Consider the following 17,428-nt stretch of genomic DNA (forward strand, 5'->3'; position numbering starts at 1 on the left):
AGTTGGACAAGAAGACGAAGAACTCGAAAAAAACCTGAATCTATCGCGCAATTATTTCCTGGCTGCCGTCCTCCAGGGTGCGCACGGCCACCGGCAGAATGTTTGGCAAGGCCTTGAGCAGCGCTTCGGGGTTGTCTACGCGGAACACGCTGGTCAGGCGCAGGTTACCCACCGCCGCGCTGCCGACCCGCAGGGGCTTGGCGCGATAGCGGGAGACTTCTTGCGCCACTTCACTCAAGGGCGCGTTGTTGAACACCAGCTTGCCGTTGCGCCAGGCCGTGAGTGCATCGGCGTTGATCGCGTAAGGGGCGGCGACTTTGCCCTGGGCATCGATCTGAGTACCGAGGCCCGGCGTAAGGCTGACGAACTGGGCTCGCGGCGCATCGCGGCCCTGGACCTTGACGCTGCCCTGCTCCACCGCCACGCGGGTGGTGTCGGCATCGCGGCGCACGTCGAAGCGCGTCCCGGTCACCGTCACCTGACCGTTACCCGCATCAACGGTGAATGGCCGGCCGACGTCATGCTCGACGCTGAACAACGCCTCGCCTTCGACCAGTTCCACCCGGCGTTGATGATGGGCGAATTGAACATGCACCCGGCTGCGGCTGTTGAGGTCGATCACCGAGCCGTCCGGCAATGCGATGTGCCGACGCTCGCCGAGGGCCGTGGCAAATTCGCCGCTGTAATCGGTGGAAGAACTCAGGCCACTGAACAACCCCAGGCCGACCGCCACCGCCAGCAACCCGGCGGCCACCGTGTAGCGCAACAGTGGCCGACGCCTGGGCCGTTCGGCGGGGCGCTCGCACAGCGCTTGCAGGCGTTCCCTGGGCAGCAGGTCGGTGGCGCTCCAGATGCCTTGCAGCAGTTGGATCTCGTCGCGGTGGTTGGGATGTTCATCCAGCCAGGCATCGAAACGCTGGCGCTCATCGACACTCATGGCGGGCGCTTGCAAGCGCACGAACCATTGCGCCGCCTCGTCGCGGACCTTGTCCTGCCCGCAGGGGCATTCATGGTTATCCATCATGGAAGGTCCTGTGGCTCAGGAGGAAGATGACGACCGATCATTGGCCAGGCCCATCCAAACGATCGCGCAGATGCCGCAGGGTGCGGATCATATACTTTTCCACCATGTTTTTTGACAGGCCCAGGCGCTCGGCGATTTCCGCCTGGGTCAGGCCTTCGATCTTCTGCCAGACAAACACCGTACGGCAGTTGGCCGGCAGCTCGGCAAGCGCCCGCTCGATAGAGTCCGCCAGTTGGATCGCGTGCATGAAATGCTCCGGGTCGCCCGAAAACGACTGACCAGGGTCAATGACAGCCTCTTCCATGGCCCCCCGTCGATCTTCGCGCCGATAGCCATCCACTGCAATGTTACGCGCCGTCTGATGCAAATAGGCCCGTGGCTGCTCGACCCCGCTCGAATCGGACTCAAGCACCCGCACGAAGGTGTCATGGGCCAGGTCCTCGGCCTGCTGGCGATTGCGCAGGCGACGGGTCCAGGTGCCGATCAACTCTTCGTAATGCTCGAAAAAGCCGGGTCTGCGGGGCAGCTTGGGAATCATCGCGGCGCGCTGTGGGAACGGGGTACGAATAGTAATGCTTCCTATTAATAGGAAGCAAACGGATTGCGGCGCTTAAGACCAGAGGTTGCCTGGTGGTGCCAAATCTGGCGCGCTTACATCCTGTGGGAGCGGGCTTGCTCGCGAAGAGGTCGGGACATTCAATACTTCTATCCACTGACACACCGCATTCGCGAGCAAGCCCGCTCCCACAGGTTTTGCGTCGAATCAATCAGACCAGCCGAACCTGCCGCACCGTCAAGCACACCGCCAGCACCCCGCACACAATCAACGTCCAGCCCAGTGCCTGGGACCAGGCCGCGAGCATCAAGGCGCCACCAATCAGCAGGTAATAGAACAAACCGAACAGCGCACCGGCCGTGCCCAAGCAGTCGGCATAGCGAACCAACGCAGCACCGAGCACGTTGGGGATCGCCATGCCGAACGCCAGCACGACCAACAGCATCGCCACGACAAAGCCGCGACCGTCGAGCAGACCTTGCACACTCACTCCACCGATCAGCAGCACCATCGCGGCGACGGCCGACAACTGATTGCCGTTGAAACCCCGTGCAAGCAGGCGCTTGTTCAGCCATGCCCCCAGGCCCGAGCCCAGGGCCAGGATCACCCCGCTGTAGCCAAACAGCGCCGCGTTCAAGCCGAGCCGTTCGAACTGGAACGGAGCGAGGTTGTAGTAACTGAACAGCGCAACGTTGAAGGTGGCGACCAGAAACGCAGAACGCCAGATCCACGGGTCCTTCAGCATGCGCCACGACGTCTTCGACAAGGGTTGCGATGGGAGACGGGTCGGCAAGGTTTCCGGCAGGGATCGCGCACACCACACGAGTAGCATCAGCGACAGCAGCAACAGGCCACCGAGTACACCTTGATACCCAAGGCATCGCACCAGGGCGGCACCGCTGAACAAACCAATCGCCGGGCTGGCCGCCAGGGCGATACCGACTACTGAAAAAACTTGGCCCAGCTGTACGCCCTGGTAACGATCCCGCAGGACCGTCTGGGTCACCACCGAACCGACCGCCGCACCCAACGCAGCCAGGGCCTGGACAGCCAGGAGCGCTTCGAAGGTGTCGACGCTCAGCCCCAACATCATCGCTGCCGCATACAAGGCCAGCCCACCCAACATGGCAGGCCGTCGACCGATGCGGTCACAGAGGCGGCCCCATACCACGACACCCAAGGCGAATCCCAGGAAATATACGGACAACATCTGCGCCGCCATTTCTGGCCTGACGGCAAAACTCAAACTGATGTCTCCCAACGCAGGGCTATAGAGGGTCTGGGCAATCTGGGGAAACATCACCAGGGCAATCGCCAGGCTCAGGAAAGATCGCGACGTCATCGGTAAGCTCGCTCGAAAAATGGCGAGCAGTCTACGAATCCACGACCTGTCGTATTATCCGAATTCTGACAACTTATCCTTGAAATCTGACAATTCATGGCTTGGCTCGACGCTCACACCCTCTTCGACCCCGACCGCCATCCCGCGCCGGTGATCGGTATCGCGGCCACATTGGCTCACCACGACTCTGGGCCGCACCAGCATCAGCGCGGACAACTGCTGTTCACACGCCAGGGCTGCACACGCATCACCCTCGCGCAGCAACTGTGCCTGCTGCCGCCATCACGCGCTGCGTGGATTCCGCCGTTGACGCCCCATCGGGCGGAGATGCAACAGAGTGTGGATTACCGATCGATCTACCTCGCGGCGTCGCTGTGCGCCGACCTGCCACCGCAGGTGTGCATCATCGAGGTCTCGCCGCTGCTGCGCGCTGTCCTCGAACCGATCACCGACGCCACATTCGACAGCGACTGGACGCAAGGTCGCAATATGCACTTGCTGGGGTTGTGCCTGAGTGAAATCCGCGAGGCGGCACAACAACCGATGCTGCTGCCGCTGCCTCAAGACAAGCGCCTGGCATCGCTGCTCGCAGCACTGGATCGCTTACCTCCCACCCTGGAGGTGCTGGAGCGACAGATCGGTGCCAGTAGCCGGACCATCGGCCGGATCTTTCAGCGGGAAACCGGCATGGGTTATCAGCAATGGCGGCAGCAATGGCGCCTGATGCGCGCCATTGAACTGCTCGCCACCGGGCGCAGCTTGAGCTACTGCGCCTTTGACCTGGGCTTTGCCAGTGACAGCGCTTTCATCGCGTTCTTCAAGCACATGACCGGTAGCACACCGAGGGCCTATCTGGGCCGATAACCGCTGGATTCACGCCTCGGGCATCTTGCGAAAACCCACCGCCAGACGGTTCCAGCCGTTGATGGCATTGATCGCCACCGTCAGGTCGACCATTTCCTTGGGGCTGAAATACTCGCTCAACAGGGCATAGTCGGCGTCTGGCGCATGGGTGTCGCTCAGGCGGGTCAGGGCTTCGGTCCAGGCCAGGGCGGCGCGTTCACGGCCAGTGAAGAACGGTGCTTCGCGCCAGGCGGTCACGGCGTAGAGACGGCGTTCGGTCTCGCCGTCCTTGCGGGCGTCGGCGGTGTGCATGTCGATGCAGAAGGCGCAGCCGTTGATCTGCGAGGAACGCAGTTTGACCAGTTCCAGCAGGGATTTTTCCAGGCCCAGTTTCGAGACGGCGGTTTCCAGGGCCAGCATGGCTTTGAAGGCGTCGGGGGAAGCGGTGTAGAAATCGATACGCGGTTGCATGGTGAGCTCCAAACAATGAGGTGTGGGGCTACGTTAGCCTTGCGCTGGCGTGGGACAAATAGCCAATTGTTGGGAAGTTCGGGTGGCCAATGGGGGCCGATGCCTACCTCCTGGGAATGAACACCTCGCCACAGGGTGGACACTTCAAGAGGTACGTCAGGCCCGGCTACGCAGCCATTGCAAAAAGCGCTTCTTGGCAACCGGCTTGGGGAGCTCGCGTGTCAGGTTCTGGGCCAGGTGCATGCGCACGTCCAGCAGGTTTTTCATGGCGTCGTTGATGTCGCGACGGGCGTCGAGACAAGGTTTGAGGTAGCTGTTTTCGATGCGATAAAGGGTGCAGAACGTCTTGGCCGAAAAGCTCGCCAGCGCAGCCTGCCCGGCGACGATCCCGGCTTCGCCGATCACCTCTCCCGGCCCCATGCGCCCGCCTTCGAACGGCTGGCCATTGCGCACAAGGCTCACGCTGACCACGCCGGACTCGATGATGAACAGATGATCGCTGACCTCCCCGGCTGCCAGGATCACATCACCGGCGCGGAAGGTTTGCAGGGTCATGTTCTGGCTGAAGGTTTCCTTTTCATCCTGGCGCAAGGTGGAGAAAATGTTCGAGCTTTCCAGCAACGCCCGGGGCCGCGACGCTCCATTGGCCGTGGCACTTTCGCTGGTGGACAGCAGGCTCACACCCGATGCCTGCAAATGCCGGAAAGCCAGGTCGAACAGCTGGTTGCGCACCTCGCGTTTCTGGGCCCTGGAGGCGACGAACCCGCTGATCTCGTATTCGGCCCCGCCGCTACCGCTGCTTTTGAGCGTCACACAGGGTGCCGGGTTGGTGAGCAAGGTACGACAGCCGATCATGGCCCGCTCCAGGGCATCGATCACGGTTTGGGGTCGCGCATGGGGGCTGACCTGGACGCTGATGGACAAGCCATGGACATCGCTGGGCCGGCTGAAATTGATGACCTTGGCCTTGGCCGCCAGTGAGTTGGGAATCACCGCCATGCTGCCCTGGGCAGTCTGCAGTCGCGTGGCCCGCCAGTCGATGTCGGTGACCCGGCCTTCGGTGCCATCGATGGAAATCCAGTCATCGAGCTGATAAGGCTTGGTGGTGTTGAGCACGATCCCGGAGAACACGTCGCTGAGGGTGCTCTGCAAAGCCAGGCCGACGATGATCGCCATCGCGCCGGAGGTCGCCAGCACCCCCTTGACCGGCAGGTCCAGCACATAAGCCAGTGCCGCGATGACCGCGATCAGAAAAATCACCGCGCCCAGCAAATCCTGCAACAGTCGCCCGGTATGGCCGACCCGCTGCATCATCGCCGCGCCGATCATCACCGTCAGGGTCCGCGCGGCGAACAACCACCAGGCGATCTGCAAGCCGGTGGCCGCGAGGTGGCGTGGCACATCGTCGACCCACTGCGCCGGCTGCATGGGGTTGAGTCCTTCGTTGAACAGCAGCACGCTGAACAACGAAAAAATCAGCAGCCGTGCGCCGATTTTCCAATAGGTCCGATCCGCACTGACCAGGCGCCACATCAGTAGGTCGAGCACAAGCAACACCAGGGCACAGAGCAGCGGGTGCTCGGAGATCAGAGACAGCATCGGCACAGCTCCAGAAAGGCCATTGGCGAAGATTGGCACAGATTGAACACGGCGTGGAGCTCACCACAAAAACCTTGTGGGAGCGAGCTTGCTCGCGATGGCAGTGTATCAATCAATGATGCATCGACTGCCAGACCGCTATCGCGAGCAAGCTCGCTCCCACAGGGATTGTGTCGCCTCAGTCATCCATCCGCCCAAAGCGCCCGGCGTGGAAATCGTCGAAGGCCTGGTGGATTTCCTGCTCGCTGTTCATCACGAACGGACCATGGCCGACGATGGGTTCGTCGATGGGCTCGCCGCTGAGCAGTAGCACCACTGCATCGTTATTGGCTTGCAGGCTCAATTGGTCGCCGGCGCGGTCGAACAGCGCCAGCTGCCCGGCCTCGACCCGCTCGCGACCATTGGCCTGGACCGAGCCGCGCAGCACCACCAAGGCGGTGTTGTGACCTTCATGCAGGTCGAGGGTGAGGTTTTTCCCGGCATTCAGGCGGATGTCCCAGACGTCGATGGGCGTGAAGGTCTTCGCGGGGCCGTGCTGCCCTTCGAAGGTCCCGGCAATCAGGCGCAGGCTGCCGGCGTTGTCCTTCAGGGCGATGTTCGGAATGTCGCCCTTGAGGATCGTCTGGTAGCCGGCCGGGGCCATTTTGTCCTTGGCCGGCAGGTTGACCCACAGTTGGACCATCTCCATGAACCCACCCTGGCGGGCAAAGGCTTCGGAGTGGAACTCTTCGTGGATGATCCCCGACGCGGCGGTCATCCATTGCACATCGCCAGGGCCGATCTTGCCGCCGCTGCCGGTGGAATCCCGGTGTTCCAGTTCGCCCTGATAGACGATGGTCACGGTTTCGAAGCCGCGATGCGGGTGTTGGCCGACGCCCCGGCGCTCGGTAGTGGGTGTGAATTCGCTGGGGGCCGCGTGATCCAGCAGCAGGAACGGGCTGATGTGCTTGCCCAGGTTGTCGTAGGAAAACAGCGTACGGACCGGAAAACCGTCGCCGACCCAATGGGGCCGTGGGCTGGTGTAGAGGCCGATGATGTTTTTCATGCTGTGTCTCCAAATCGGGTCTTGCGATTAATGGACACAGAATAAAACCGACACCTTTAGAGCACTAGACTGCAAAAACCGGCCTTAGCGTTCTATCCAGGGAACGATAAAACGAAACCGGTGGGAGCGGGCTTGCTCGCTCCCACAAGTGGCGTCACAGATGATTGCGCTTGGAGAACTCCGACAGCCCCACCAACGATTTCAATCCAAGCTTTTCCAACAGGCGGGTCTTGTAGGTGCTGACGGTTTTTGGACTCAGGAACAGGTTTTCGGCGATGTCCTTGCCGCGCATGCCCATGGACAGCATGCGCAGAATGGATAGCTCGCGGGTGGAGAGGCTCTCCAGCGCCTGCTGTTCGGAGCGCTGTTGAAAATCCAGCCTGACGGACATTTGCGGAAAATAGGCGTAACCGGACTTCAACGCATGAATGGCCTTGATCAGCTCCTTCAAGTCGCTTTTCTTGGTCACAAAGCCCCTGGCGCCGGCCGAGATGCAACGATTGCAGAAGTGCTGCGCATCCTGGGAAGTGAACACCAGCACGCCACACTCAGGAAACTGGGCGATGATCCAGACCAACAGGTCCAGGCCATCGAAACCGTTCATCACCAGGTCGAGGATCACCAGGTCTGGCGTACCTTCCTTGATGAGGGCCCTGGCATCGGCGGTGCCGCTGGCATCCCTGACGCGGGTGAACCCTTCATTCTGACAAATGAGCCGCAATGCTCCTCGTATGACAGGGTGGTCATCCACGATCAATACGTCTTTCAAGGCAGTTCCCCAGGTCAATACAAACGGCGTCGATGCCATGCCTGCACCGGACTTTTGCACAAGCGCCAAGCGGTGCCACCTGTCAGGTTCGACAGTGTAGACCAACGGTGAATCAACCTCCGCGCCCCTGCCTGAGGGGACGCGTCCAAGGTTGCAGTGACTCGCTGACCGGGGGATCAACCCGCTCCATCAGGCGTCCCAATGAAGTGAGGTCAGGCAGTTGAGCATCGTTCAGATACAGGTTTGATCGACGCACAGCAGACAGGCCGACCTGCTGAGCGTCGTAGATCATTGCGTAGCGAACCTGGGGGTTATCGAGCATGAAATCGTGCAGGTCCAACGCCCCGTTCGCCAGCCCGGCATGGACGACGACCAGGTCGAAGGGTTCGCTGCCGTACTCCACCAGCGCCAGCAACTCCTGCACATCACTCACGGGGGCGATTCGGAAATAGCCCAGTTGATTGAACAGGCGTTCAAGTTTCATCCGATGATAATGCTGTGTGTCGGCAATCAGGATACGTAGTGTTTTATTCGGCATGGCAGGCTTCCAGGAGCAACGCGACAGGTATGAAGCTGGGGCGTCAGGCTAGAGGAAGCTTTTGTGAGACGCTGTAGGACTAATCCGAAAAAGAAGAAGGAAAAGCGTCATCCCGATCAACCGAGGAAAACCAGAGCCGAATGCTGTCCCTGTGGCGAGGGGATTTATGTGGGAGCAAAGCTTGCTCGCGAAACATGCATCTCGATCCCTGCAACACCGAATCGTCTTCATCGCGGGCAAGCCTTGCTCCCACCAGACACGGGTTATCCCCTTGCCACATGGTTCTTCAGGTATTGAGCCAAGTGTTCCATGGCCTGGCGCAGCTTCTCCACGGCGTCGGCGAGCAGCGATTCATCGCCCCCGCGGCAGGCGTCTTCCAGGGTTTCGCAGGCAACGATCAGGCGTTGCGCCTGGATAATCCGCGCGCCACCCTTGATTCGATGCGCCAGGTCCGCCAATCCAGGCACATCGTGCTGGGCGAACAAGCGCAGCAGTCGTGTTTCATCTTCGGCATTGCTGCTGACCAGCTCTTCCAAGAGGCTTTTGATCGAGGCGGTATCGCCGCCAGTCAGTTGTTCGAGGCTGGTCAAGTCGATGCCGTCGGTGGACGGCGAGGCATTCGGCATGATCGACGCCAGACGCGTGCTGAGCTGCCTGAGGCTGATGGGTTTGAACAGGCAATCGTCCATTCCAGCTTCGGCGCAGCGTTGCTTTTCCTCGGGCTGGGCGTTGGCCGTGAATCCCAGGATCACACCCGGCGACAAACCTTGGGCGCGCTCCTCGGCGCGAATGTTCCGGGCCAGTTCGTAGCCGCTCATCAACGGCATGTTGCAGTCGGTGATGACCACATCAAAGTGATCCCCGCGCCAGGCATGCAAGCCTTGAACACCGTCCTCGGCATCCTCGACGCGATGCCCCAGGTAGCCCAGTTGTTGGGACAGCAGCAATCGGTTGGCCGGGTAGTCATCGACCACCAGGATGTTCAGCACCCGGCCCGGCAACAGCGCCTCGATCTCTGCCGGCGGCGCTTCTGCCAAGGCGTCGAACACAGGCAGGCTCAGCAGGACTTCAATCTGCGTGCCCTCCCCCGGCACGCTGCTCAGCGCCAGGGTGCCGCCCATCATTTCGCACAAGGTGCGGCTGATCACCAGCCCCAGCCCGGAACCACTGCGCGCCGACTGGGTGTTATGGCTGGCCTGGGTAAAAGGGCTGAACAGCCGCCGCTGATCCTCCAGGGAAATACCGCAACCGGTGTCCTCGACCCGCAGACAGATTCCCAGACGCTCATTGTCACGGGCTTGGGCCCGTACAATCAGGCGCACTTCCCCCTGGTCAGTGAACTTGATGGCATTGCTCAACAGGTTCGACACGACCTGCTTGAAACGCAACGGGTCGATCAACACATCGCGATCGCTCGCTGCATCCAGATCCAATTGCAGACGCAGGTACTTCTGTCGGGCCAGGCCTTCGAAAATCCGCGCCAGCGACTCGATCAGAGCCCGCAGATTGGCTCGCTCCGGCGCCAGGGACAGCTTGCCCGATTCGATGCGGGCGATGTCGAGGATGTCGCCGATCAAGTCCAGCATACCGTGGGCGGCGCCCGAAGCGACTTCGATGGCAAACCGATCCACGACACCCTGGTCGGCCTTTTTCATCGCCAGCTCCAGCATGCCGATCACCGCATTCATGGGCGTGCGGATTTCATGGCTCATGGTCGCCACGAAGGTGGTCTTGGCCCGATTGGCGTCGTCGGCGCGCTCCTTGGCCACCCGCAACTGCTCCAGCAGCCGCCGCAGATAAAACACCCACGCCAACGTCACCAGCAACAGCAACGCGGCGACGGCGAACCCTTGGATGATGGTCGTGCGGTTGCGCAGCCAGTAGCTGTCATCGATCACCACTTCACTGCGCCAGCGGTTGGTCAGCTCGTCCATTTCTTCGGGGGAAATGCTCAGCAGCGCCTTGTCCAGGATCGAGTAAAGCTCCAAGGCTCCTCGATTCGTCGCCAGGGCAACCCGCGCCGGCAAGGTGCCCACGGTACTGGTGACTTGCAACGTGTCGCGGTACTGGTGGGAGATCAGGTAGCGGGCGCTGATCAGTGGATTGATCGCACCGTCCGCCGTGCCTGCGGCGACCATGGCCATGGCGTCGGCGGTATTCTGCGCGACCAGCAACTGCACGCGGGGAAACTGCTCGAGCAGGAACTCGCGCAGTACGTTGCCACGCACCAGCGCCAGGCGCTTGCCGGCCATCTGGTCCAGGGTCAGCGGGACCTTGGCCCGAGCGGGCACCACCAGTACGAACGGGTTGGTCAGGTACGGTCGGGTAAAGCGCAACTCGTCTTCAAGTTCGGTGCTGGGTATGGCAGTCGCCAAAACGTCAGCCTCGCCACTCTCGATCTGCCCGATCAGTTCGTCAATCGAGTCGCCGCGCTGCACATCGAACTTCAACCCGGTGCGCAAGCTGATCCGGGCCAGCACATCGGCGCTGATACCGCGCAAATGGCCCTGTTCATCGATGAACGTCAGCGGCAGGAAGTTTTCGTTGATCGCGACCTTGATCCGCGGATGGGTATCCAGCCAACGTTGTTCCTTGACGCTGAAATGCAGCGCCTGCTGACCCGGCATGCTCGCGCCGCCAGCGCTCCAGCGGCGCAGGATGCTCATGCGTTCGCCCGCGGGAATGGCTTGCAGCGCCGCGTTGACCACGGTTAACAGGCGCCCATTGTCGCGCCTGAGCGCAAAGGCGAACGGCTGCACTTCCATACGGGAGAAATCCGCCAGTTGGATATTGTTCAGGTAATTCTTGCTGATCAGGTAATTGGCACTGATCGAGTCTCCCAGATAGACGTCGGCCTGACCGAACGCCACGGCGCCGATGGCGCTCAGGGTCGAGGGGTACAACTGCAGGGAGGCATCGGGATAGAACGCCTCGACCGTCTCCGGCGGCAAATAGTGATAAAGCATCGCCACCCGTTTGTCCGCCAAGTCCGCGGGCAAGTCCTGGCTGTCGTCGATGCGGGCCACGAGGGTCGGCAGGTCATCGGCGTAGGCCTGGGACATCGCCAAGGCCGGGTCGCTGGCTTCAAAGCCGTTGGCGGTGCCGAGCAGGTCAACCTCACCGCTGCGCAGGGCCTGGAGCGATTCGGCACGGGACGGGTAGCGCTGCACCTGCACGTTGACGTGCAGCAACTGCCCGAGCAACTGGGCATAGTCGGCGGTCAGGCCTTCATAGTCGCGGCCATTGCCGGTGATGCCGAAAGGTGGATCATCCGGCGCCGAGGCGCCCAGCAACAACGTGCCCTTTTGACGCAGCCAGGTCCAATCGGCTTCGTCCAGAGACACCGAATAGTCGCTCGCATGGGAACGCCCGAGCACCTGCAGCGTCTCGGGTGCCGCACCAGCCTGTGGCGCCACACTCAATGAGCCCAGCAACAGCGCCGCCAGGCCTGTGCGTAAAAGCATCATCTCGATCAAGTTGTTTCGCTTGGCGTAATCGGCCCGGCGCACCACCGACTTCACCATAAGTCAGGGTGACCGGCTGATGGGTTCAGACTGCCAATACGAGGGAACAGCGAACCGAGCCTTTCAAACAGCGGGAGGCGTGCAGTGAGTGTAGGAAGTTTCTGAGGAATTTCCTGCGAGTTGCCCAGGCCCCCATTCAGGGTCCGGAACTGTGGGAGCGGGCTTGCTCGCGAAAGCGGTGGGTCAGTCAATATATTTCTAGCTGATACACCGCCTTCGCGAGCAAGCCCGCTCCCACATGGTTTTTGCAGCGCGGCTCTGGCCTATACAGCGGCCAACAGCACATCTCGCACCGCACGAGCCTGCCCGCGGTTTTTCCCGTGCTCATACAACGAGCCGGCGATCTCATCGGCACGCACCGGCAGAATCGACAGCAAGGTGTCGCTCAGGCCATGGCTGGCCTGGCAGAAGCCCTGCATGTAGATCGCCGCCTTGCAGCGCTCGTCGGTGATCAACTTGTAGTTGCGGTCCACCTCGAAATCCCCCAGGTATTGCGCAAGCGGGCTCAACAGTGTGCGGTGCATCTGCCGTTCGTAACCGGTGGCCAGCACCACCGCGTCATAGCGGCGCACGGTCAGCTCGCCGGTGGCGTTGTTGCGCACCATCAGTTCCACCCCGGCGTCGGTGGCCGTGGCTTTCTCCACCGTGGTCAGGGTGCGGAACGCATGCCGCGCCACGCCGGAGACTTTCTGGCGATAGAAAATCCCGTAGATGCGTTCGATCAAGTCGATGTCCACCACCGAATAGTTGGTGTTGTGGTATTCGTTGACCAGGCGCTCGCGCTCGCTGTGGGGTTGCTGGAACACCAGGTCGGTGAACTCCGGCGAGAACACTTCGTTGACGAACGGGCTGTCGTCCGCCGGCTTGAGGGCCGAGCCGCGCAGGATCATGTCGACCTGCACCGAAGGGAAGCTGTCGTTGAGGTCGATGAAGGCTTCCGCCGCGCTCTGGCCGCCACCGATGATGGCGATGTTCATCGGCTGGCCGCTCACGCACGGCTGGGTCGTCATGCGCTCCAGGTACTGGGAATGGTGGAACACCCGGCCGTCATCCTTGAAGGCCTTGAACGCCTCGGGAATGCGTGGTGTACCGCCGGCACTGACCACCACCGAACGGGCGGTGCGCACGAACTCTTCGCCCTGGGTATTGCGGGAAATCACCCGCAGCGCTTCGACCTGCTGGTTGTGCAGCACTGGTTCGATGCGCAGCACTTCTTCACCGTAGCGGCTCTGCCCGGCGAACTGTGCGGCGACCCAGCGCAGGTAGTCGTTGTACTCCATGCGGCACGGGTAGAAGGTGCCGAGGTTGATGAAGTCCACCAGGCGGCCATGGTGCTTGAGGTAATTGACGAACGAATAAGGGCTGGTGGGGTTGCGCAGGGTCACCAGGTCCTTGAGGAAGGAGATCTGCAACTCACTCTGGGTCACCAGGGTGTTGCCATGCCAGCGGTAGTCGGCCTGTTTGTCGAGGAACAGCACATCCAGTTCGCCCTGGATCGGGGCCCGCTCCTGCAGCGCGATGGCCAGCGCCAGGTTCGAGGGGCCGAAGCCGATGCCGATCAAGTCGTGAACAACGGGCGAAGCAATTGCCTGTGTCATGTCCAGTGTCCTCTGGAGAAGCCCCGCAACAGGGCGCGAAAAGCCTGGGGAACCTGCCCAGCGTTTGTGGGGCCGGCAAGTCGTCTGTTGAGAGGAACGAGGACAATGAAAAAAAATTTACCGCGATGCGATCAGCGTGGGTCGATTATTGCGCGTCCCACTGTCGCACCCGAACGCGACAGTGCTTCATGGCGTTGACGATGTGTTTTTCCACCAACGCCCGGGAAATGCCCAGGCGCTCGGCGATTTGCGGGTGGGACAGGCCTTCGAGCTTGCGCAACAGGAAACTCTCGCGGCACAGCGGTGGCAACTCGGCCAGGGCCCGTTGCAGCATGTCCAGGCGCTGGCCATGGTCGAGGCTGGTGTGGGGCGACGGTGTGAAAAAGCGCTCTTCGCTGTCCAGCACATCCAGGGATTCGACCTGGCGCAGGGTATTGCGCCGATGCCCATCGATCACCAGGTTCAACGCGGTGCGGTACAGGAACGCCCGGGGCTGTTCGATGGGGGTGTCACTGGCACGCTCCAGCACCCGCACATAGGCGTCATGCACCACATCCTCGGCCGCCTGGCGGTTGCCTAGCCTGGCGTTCAGGAAACACACCAGCTCGCGATAGTAGTTTTCCAACATGACTCCCGTGCGCAATGGCTGCGACAGCTATCCCTGTGCCCACTCGACATGCCTGGAAACAGGCAATGGCACGATGGTGGCAGATTCAATCGCGTAATTTATAGTAATTCTCATATAGATTTAAAGCTTTCGTTTGTATCCGGCCTGATTCATTCAGATAAGTAGGCGCCAGGCACCGCTTTTGTGGCGAGGGAGCTTGCTCCCTCGCCACAGGGGTCTGTGGCGCTTCAACTGATTTTCCCAACCTGCTACCAAGTGTTTCACACCAGTAAATTCCCGTCCGGAGCGCTCGTTTACCAAGACAGCCTCCCGTCCCTGCCCTTCATGGAACGGGCCCGACACCTCCGGCCGGAACCCTGCATGAAACGTCCCCGCCCTACCCGACGCGCCTGGCTTTTAACCTTCGCCCTGCTTCCAGCCGTGGCCTTCGCCACCTGGCAAGCGGTGGCACCGAGCCGTGAATCCCTGGTCACCGCACCCGTCACCCGTGGCGATATCGAAAACAGCGTCACCGCCCTGGGCACCCTGCAACCACGGCGTTATGTGGACGTGGGCGCCCAGGCCTCCGGGCAGATCCAGAAGATTCATGTGGAAGCCGGTGACGAGGTTCGCGAGGGCCAGCTCCTGGTGGAAATCGACCCGTCCACGCAAAAGGCCAGGCTCGACGCCGGCCGCTTCTCCATTGAAAACCTCAAGGCCCAGCTTCAGGAACAGCGCGCCCAACACGACCTGGCCCAGCAGAAATTCCGCCGCCAGCAGCAACTCAAGGCCGGCGGCGCCACCCGCGAGGAAGATGTACAGACCGCCCAGGCCGAGGTACGGGCGACCCAGGCACGCATCGACATGTTCCAGGCGCAGATCCGTCAGGCCCAGGCCAGCCTGCGCAGCGACGAGGCCGAATTGGGCTACACGCGCATCTATGCGCCGATGAGCGGCACCGTGGTCGCCGTCGGTGCCCGGGAAGGCCAGACCCTCAACGCCCAGCAGCAAACCCCGTTGATCCTGCGCATCGCCCGTCTATCACCGATGACGGTCTGGGCCGAAGTCTCGGAAGCCGACATCGGCCACGTCAAACCGGGCATGACCGCCTACTTCACCACCCTGGCCGGCGGCGCCCGGCGCTGGAGCAGCACCGTTCGGCAGATTCTGCCGGTGCCGCCACGGCCGCTGGAGGCCAGCCAAGGTGGCAGCCCCACGGGCGGGCGCAGCGGCAGCGAACGGGTGGTGCTCTACACCGTGTTGCTCGACGTGGACAACGCCGACCGCGCCCTGATGACCGACATGACCGCCCAGGTGTTTTTCGTCGCCGCCCAGGCCAAGGACGTGCTGACCGTGCCCAGCGCGGCGTTGCAAGACAACGCCGGCCAAGTGCAAGTGCTGGCCGAGAACGGCGAGGTTCAGCCGCGGGTCGTGCGTACCGGCGTCAGCGATCGACTGCGCACCCAGATCGTCGACGGCCTGAATGAGGGCGAACAGGTGCTGATCGGCCCGGCTGTCGGCAGCGGAGGCTGAATGAACACGCCCCTGATCGAACTGCGGGATATTCGCAAGGCCTACGGCGGTGGCGACAGCCCCCGGGTGGAAGTGCTGCGCGGCATCGATTTGTCGATTCACGCTGGCGAGTTCCTGGCGATTGTCGGCGCCTCCGGTTCCGGCAAATCGACCCTGATGAACATCCTCGGTTGCCTCGACCGCCCCACCAGCGGCGAGTACCGTTTCGCCGGTGAAGACGTCGCCCATCTGGGCAGCGATGAATTGGCCTGGCTGCGGCGCGAGGCCTTCGGGTTCGTGTTCCAGGGCTATCACTTGATCCCCTCCGGCACGGCCCAGGAAAACGTCGAGATGCCGGCCATCTACGCCGGCACCTCCGCCGCTGAACGCCATGCCCGCGCCAGTGCCCTGCTCGCACGCCTGGGCCTGGCCAGCCGCACTGGCAACCGCCCGCATCAATTGTCCGGCGGCCAGCAGCAACGGGTGTCGATTGCCCGGGCCTTGATGAACGGCGGTCACATCATCCTCGCCGACGAACCCACCGGCGCCCTCGACAGCCAGAGCGGCATCGAGGTCATGGCCTTGCTCGACGAACTGGCGAGCCAGGGCCACGTCGTGATCCTGATCACCCATGACCGCGAAGTCGCGGCCCGGGCCAAGCGCATCATCGAGATCCGCGACGGGTTGATCATCAGCGACAGCGCCGGTCCTGCACCTGCCACACCGCAGGCCAACCCCAAGGCGTTGCAGGCCGTGGACCTGCGCCAGCGCCTGAGTGCCGGCAGCGAACACACCAGCGCCTGGAAAGGCGAGTTGCTCGACGCCGTGCAGGCGGCGTGGCGGGTGATGTGGATCAACCGCTTTCGCACCGCCCTGACCTTGCTCGGCATCATCATCGGCGTGGCCTCGGTGGTGGTGATGCTGGCGGTGGGCGAAGGCAGCAAGCGCCAGGTCATGGCCCAGATGGGCGCCTTCGGCTCCAACATCATTTACCTCAACGGCAGCGCCCCCAGCCCGCGAGCCGCCAAGGGCATCATCCGCGACGATGACCTGGCCGCCCTCGCCGCCCTGCCCGAAGTGCAGCGGATCATGCCGGTCAACGGCGCCGAAGCCAGCGTGCGCTTCGGCAACCTCGACCACACCAGCTACGTCGGCGGCAACGATACGAACTTCCCGCTCATCTTCAATTGGCCGGTGGTCCAGGGCCATTACTTCAGCGAGGCCGATGAGCGCAGCGCGGCCGCAGTCGCGGTGATCGGTCACAAGGTCCGGCAGAAACTGTTCAAGGACGTCGCCGACCCCATCGGCCGCTACATCCTGATCGAGAACATGCCGTTCCAGGTGGTTGGCGTACTGGCAGAGAAAGGCGCCAGCTCCGGGGACTCGGACGCCGACAACCGCATCGCCGTGCCCTACTCCGCCGCCAGCGTGCGACTGTTCGGCAGTCGTCATCCCGAGTACGTGGTGATCGCCGCCAAGGACGCGGGCAAGGTCAAGCAAGCCGAACAAGCCGTCTCCCGAACGCTGTTGCGCCTGCACGACGGCAAGCAGGATTTCGAACTGACCAACAACGCCGCAATGATCCAGGCCGAGGCCCGCACCCAGGGCACGCTGTCGCTGATGCTCGGCGCCATCGCCGCGATTTCGCTGTTGGTGGGCGGCATCGGGGTGATGAACATCATGCTCATGACCGTGCGCGAACGGACCCGCGAAATCGGTATCCGCATGGCCACCGGCGCTCGCCAGCGCGACATCCTGCGCCAGTTCCTCACCGAAGCGGTGATGCTCTCGGTGGTTGGCGGGCTGGCCGGTATCGGCCTGGCCCTGCTGGTGGGCGGCGCATTGCTGCTGGGCAAGATCGCCGTGGCGTTCGAATGGCTGGCGGTGTTCGGCGCCTTCGGCTGCGCCCTGGTCACCGGCGTCGTCTTCGGTTTCATGCCGGCCCGCAAGGCCGCCCGCCTCGACCCGGTCGCGGCCCTCACCAGTGAATGAACCTCATC

General features: G+C 62.3%; 14 protein-coding genes. 3 read left to right on the top strand and 11 right to left on the bottom strand.

From position 1 onward, the window contains the following. Window positions 1-40: 40 nt before the first annotated feature. From EPZ47_RS19675 to EPZ47_RS19685, 3 genes are all read right to left on the bottom strand, one after another. Entirely contained in the window at window positions 41-1,024 is a 984-nt protein-coding gene (locus EPZ47_RS19675; protein WP_135846328.1) for a FecR family protein, read from the bottom strand. Window positions 1,025-1,061: 37 nt separating this feature from the next. Continuing rightward, a complete protein-coding gene (locus tag EPZ47_RS19680) occupies window positions 1,062-1,562 on the bottom strand; it encodes a sigma-70 family RNA polymerase sigma factor (RefSeq protein ID WP_135846329.1) in 501 nt (166 codons plus the stop codon). A 229-nt stretch (window positions 1,563-1,791) separates the two neighbouring features. Beyond that, window positions 1,792-2,922, bottom strand: coding sequence for an MFS transporter (locus EPZ47_RS19685; protein WP_135846330.1), 1,131 nt, complete (start codon window positions 2,920-2,922; stop codon window positions 1,792-1,794). Window positions 2,923-3,018: 96 nt separating this feature from the next. Here EPZ47_RS19685 and EPZ47_RS19690 point away from each other — a divergent pair, with 96 nt between their 5' ends. After that, window positions 3,019-3,786 (top strand): AraC family transcriptional regulator, encoded by a 768-nt coding sequence (locus EPZ47_RS19690; RefSeq protein WP_135846331.1) that lies wholly within the window; start codon window positions 3,019-3,021, stop codon window positions 3,784-3,786. Window positions 3,787-3,795: 9 nt separating this feature from the next. Here EPZ47_RS19690 and EPZ47_RS19695 read toward each other — a convergent pair whose 3' ends face one another. The 8 genes from EPZ47_RS19695 to EPZ47_RS19735 form a co-directional block, all read right to left on the bottom strand. Beyond that, entirely contained in the window at window positions 3,796-4,236 is a 441-nt protein-coding gene (locus EPZ47_RS19695; protein WP_135846332.1) for a carboxymuconolactone decarboxylase family protein, read from the bottom strand. A 156-nt stretch (window positions 4,237-4,392) separates the two neighbouring features. Then, the gene (locus EPZ47_RS19700) at window positions 4,393-5,835 is read right to left on the bottom strand and encodes a mechanosensitive ion channel family protein (protein WP_135846333.1); all 1,443 of its coding nucleotides are present in this window, start codon (window positions 5,833-5,835) and stop codon (window positions 4,393-4,395) included. Window positions 5,836-6,013: 178 nt separating this feature from the next. Beyond that, a complete protein-coding gene (locus EPZ47_RS19705; RefSeq protein WP_135846334.1) occupies window positions 6,014-6,880 on the bottom strand; it encodes a pirin family protein in 867 nt (288 codons plus the stop codon). A gap of 154 nt (window positions 6,881-7,034) precedes the next feature. Beyond that, on the bottom strand, window positions 7,035-7,649 hold the full coding sequence (locus EPZ47_RS19710) for a response regulator transcription factor (protein WP_135848042.1): 615 nt from the start codon (window positions 7,647-7,649) through the stop codon (window positions 7,035-7,037). Window positions 7,650-7,761: 112 nt separating this feature from the next. Further along, entirely contained in the window at window positions 7,762-8,187 is a 426-nt protein-coding gene (locus EPZ47_RS19715) for an ANTAR domain-containing protein (RefSeq protein WP_135846335.1), read from the bottom strand. Window positions 8,188-8,450: 263 nt separating this feature from the next. Next, the gene (locus tag EPZ47_RS19725; RefSeq protein ID WP_135848043.1) at window positions 8,451-11,654 is read right to left on the bottom strand and encodes a transporter substrate-binding domain-containing protein; all 3,204 of its coding nucleotides are present in this window, start codon (window positions 11,652-11,654) and stop codon (window positions 8,451-8,453) included. Window positions 11,655-11,974: 320 nt separating this feature from the next. Then, window positions 11,975-13,309 (bottom strand): lysine N(6)-hydroxylase/L-ornithine N(5)-oxygenase family protein, encoded by a 1,335-nt coding sequence (locus EPZ47_RS19730; protein WP_135846337.1) that lies wholly within the window; start codon window positions 13,307-13,309, stop codon window positions 11,975-11,977. Window positions 13,310-13,454: 145 nt separating this feature from the next. Next, entirely contained in the window at window positions 13,455-13,937 is a 483-nt protein-coding gene (locus tag EPZ47_RS19735) for a sigma-70 family RNA polymerase sigma factor (protein ID WP_135846338.1), read from the bottom strand. A 360-nt stretch (window positions 13,938-14,297) separates the two neighbouring features. Here EPZ47_RS19735 and EPZ47_RS19740 point away from each other — a divergent pair, with 360 nt between their 5' ends. Together EPZ47_RS19740 and EPZ47_RS19745 are read left to right on the top strand one after the other, a co-directional pair. After that, window positions 14,298-15,449 carry an efflux RND transporter periplasmic adaptor subunit gene (locus tag EPZ47_RS19740; protein WP_135846339.1) on the top strand — a complete coding sequence of 384 codons (1,152 nt, stop codon included), beginning with the start codon at window positions 14,298-14,300 and terminating at the stop codon, window positions 15,447-15,449. Next, a complete protein-coding gene (locus EPZ47_RS19745; RefSeq protein ID WP_135846340.1) occupies window positions 15,450-17,420 on the top strand; it encodes a MacB family efflux pump subunit in 1,971 nt (656 codons plus the stop codon). The last annotated feature ends 8 nt before the right edge of the window (window positions 17,421-17,428 follow it).

It is taken from the genome of Pseudomonas viciae, assembly GCF_004786035.1.
GTDB classification, from domain to species: Bacteria; Pseudomonadota; Gammaproteobacteria; order Pseudomonadales; family Pseudomonadaceae; genus Aquipseudomonas; species Aquipseudomonas viciae.

Bases quoted from the DNA above. Each gene is read 5' to 3' on its own strand.
- EPZ47_RS19675 (WP_135846328.1), bottom strand. From the start codon at position 1,024: ATGATGGATAACCATGAATGCCCCTGCGGGCAGGACAAGGTCCGCGAC.
- EPZ47_RS19680 (WP_135846329.1), bottom strand. From the start codon at position 1,562: ATGATTCCCAAGCTGCCCCGCAGACCCGGCTTTTTCGAGCATTACGAA.
- EPZ47_RS19685 (WP_135846330.1), bottom strand. From the start codon at position 2,922: ATGACGTCGCGATCTTTCCTGAGCCTGGCGATTGCCCTGGTGATGTTT.
- EPZ47_RS19690 (WP_135846331.1), top strand. From the start codon at position 3,019: ATGGCTTGGCTCGACGCTCACACCCTCTTCGACCCCGACCGCCATCCC.
- EPZ47_RS19695 (WP_135846332.1), bottom strand. From the start codon at position 4,236: ATGCAACCGCGTATCGATTTCTACACCGCTTCCCCCGACGCCTTCAAA.
- EPZ47_RS19700 (WP_135846333.1), bottom strand. From the start codon at position 5,835: ATGCTGTCTCTGATCTCCGAGCACCCGCTGCTCTGTGCCCTGGTGTTG.
- EPZ47_RS19705 (WP_135846334.1), bottom strand. From the start codon at position 6,880: ATGAAAAACATCATCGGCCTCTACACCAGCCCACGGCCCCATTGGGTC.
- EPZ47_RS19715 (WP_135846335.1), bottom strand. From the start codon at position 8,187: ATGCCGAATAAAACACTACGTATCCTGATTGCCGACACACAGCATTAT.
- EPZ47_RS19725 (WP_135848043.1), bottom strand. From the start codon at position 11,654: ATGATGCTTTTACGCACAGGCCTGGCGGCGCTGTTGCTGGGCTCATTG.
- EPZ47_RS19730 (WP_135846337.1), bottom strand. From the start codon at position 13,309: ATGACACAGGCAATTGCTTCGCCCGTTGTTCACGACTTGATCGGCATC.
- EPZ47_RS19735 (WP_135846338.1), bottom strand. From the start codon at position 13,937: ATGTTGGAAAACTACTATCGCGAGCTGGTGTGTTTCCTGAACGCCAGG.
- EPZ47_RS19740 (WP_135846339.1), top strand. From the start codon at position 14,298: ATGAAACGTCCCCGCCCTACCCGACGCGCCTGGCTTTTAACCTTCGCC.
- EPZ47_RS19745 (WP_135846340.1), top strand. From the start codon at position 15,450: ATGAACACGCCCCTGATCGAACTGCGGGATATTCGCAAGGCCTACGGC.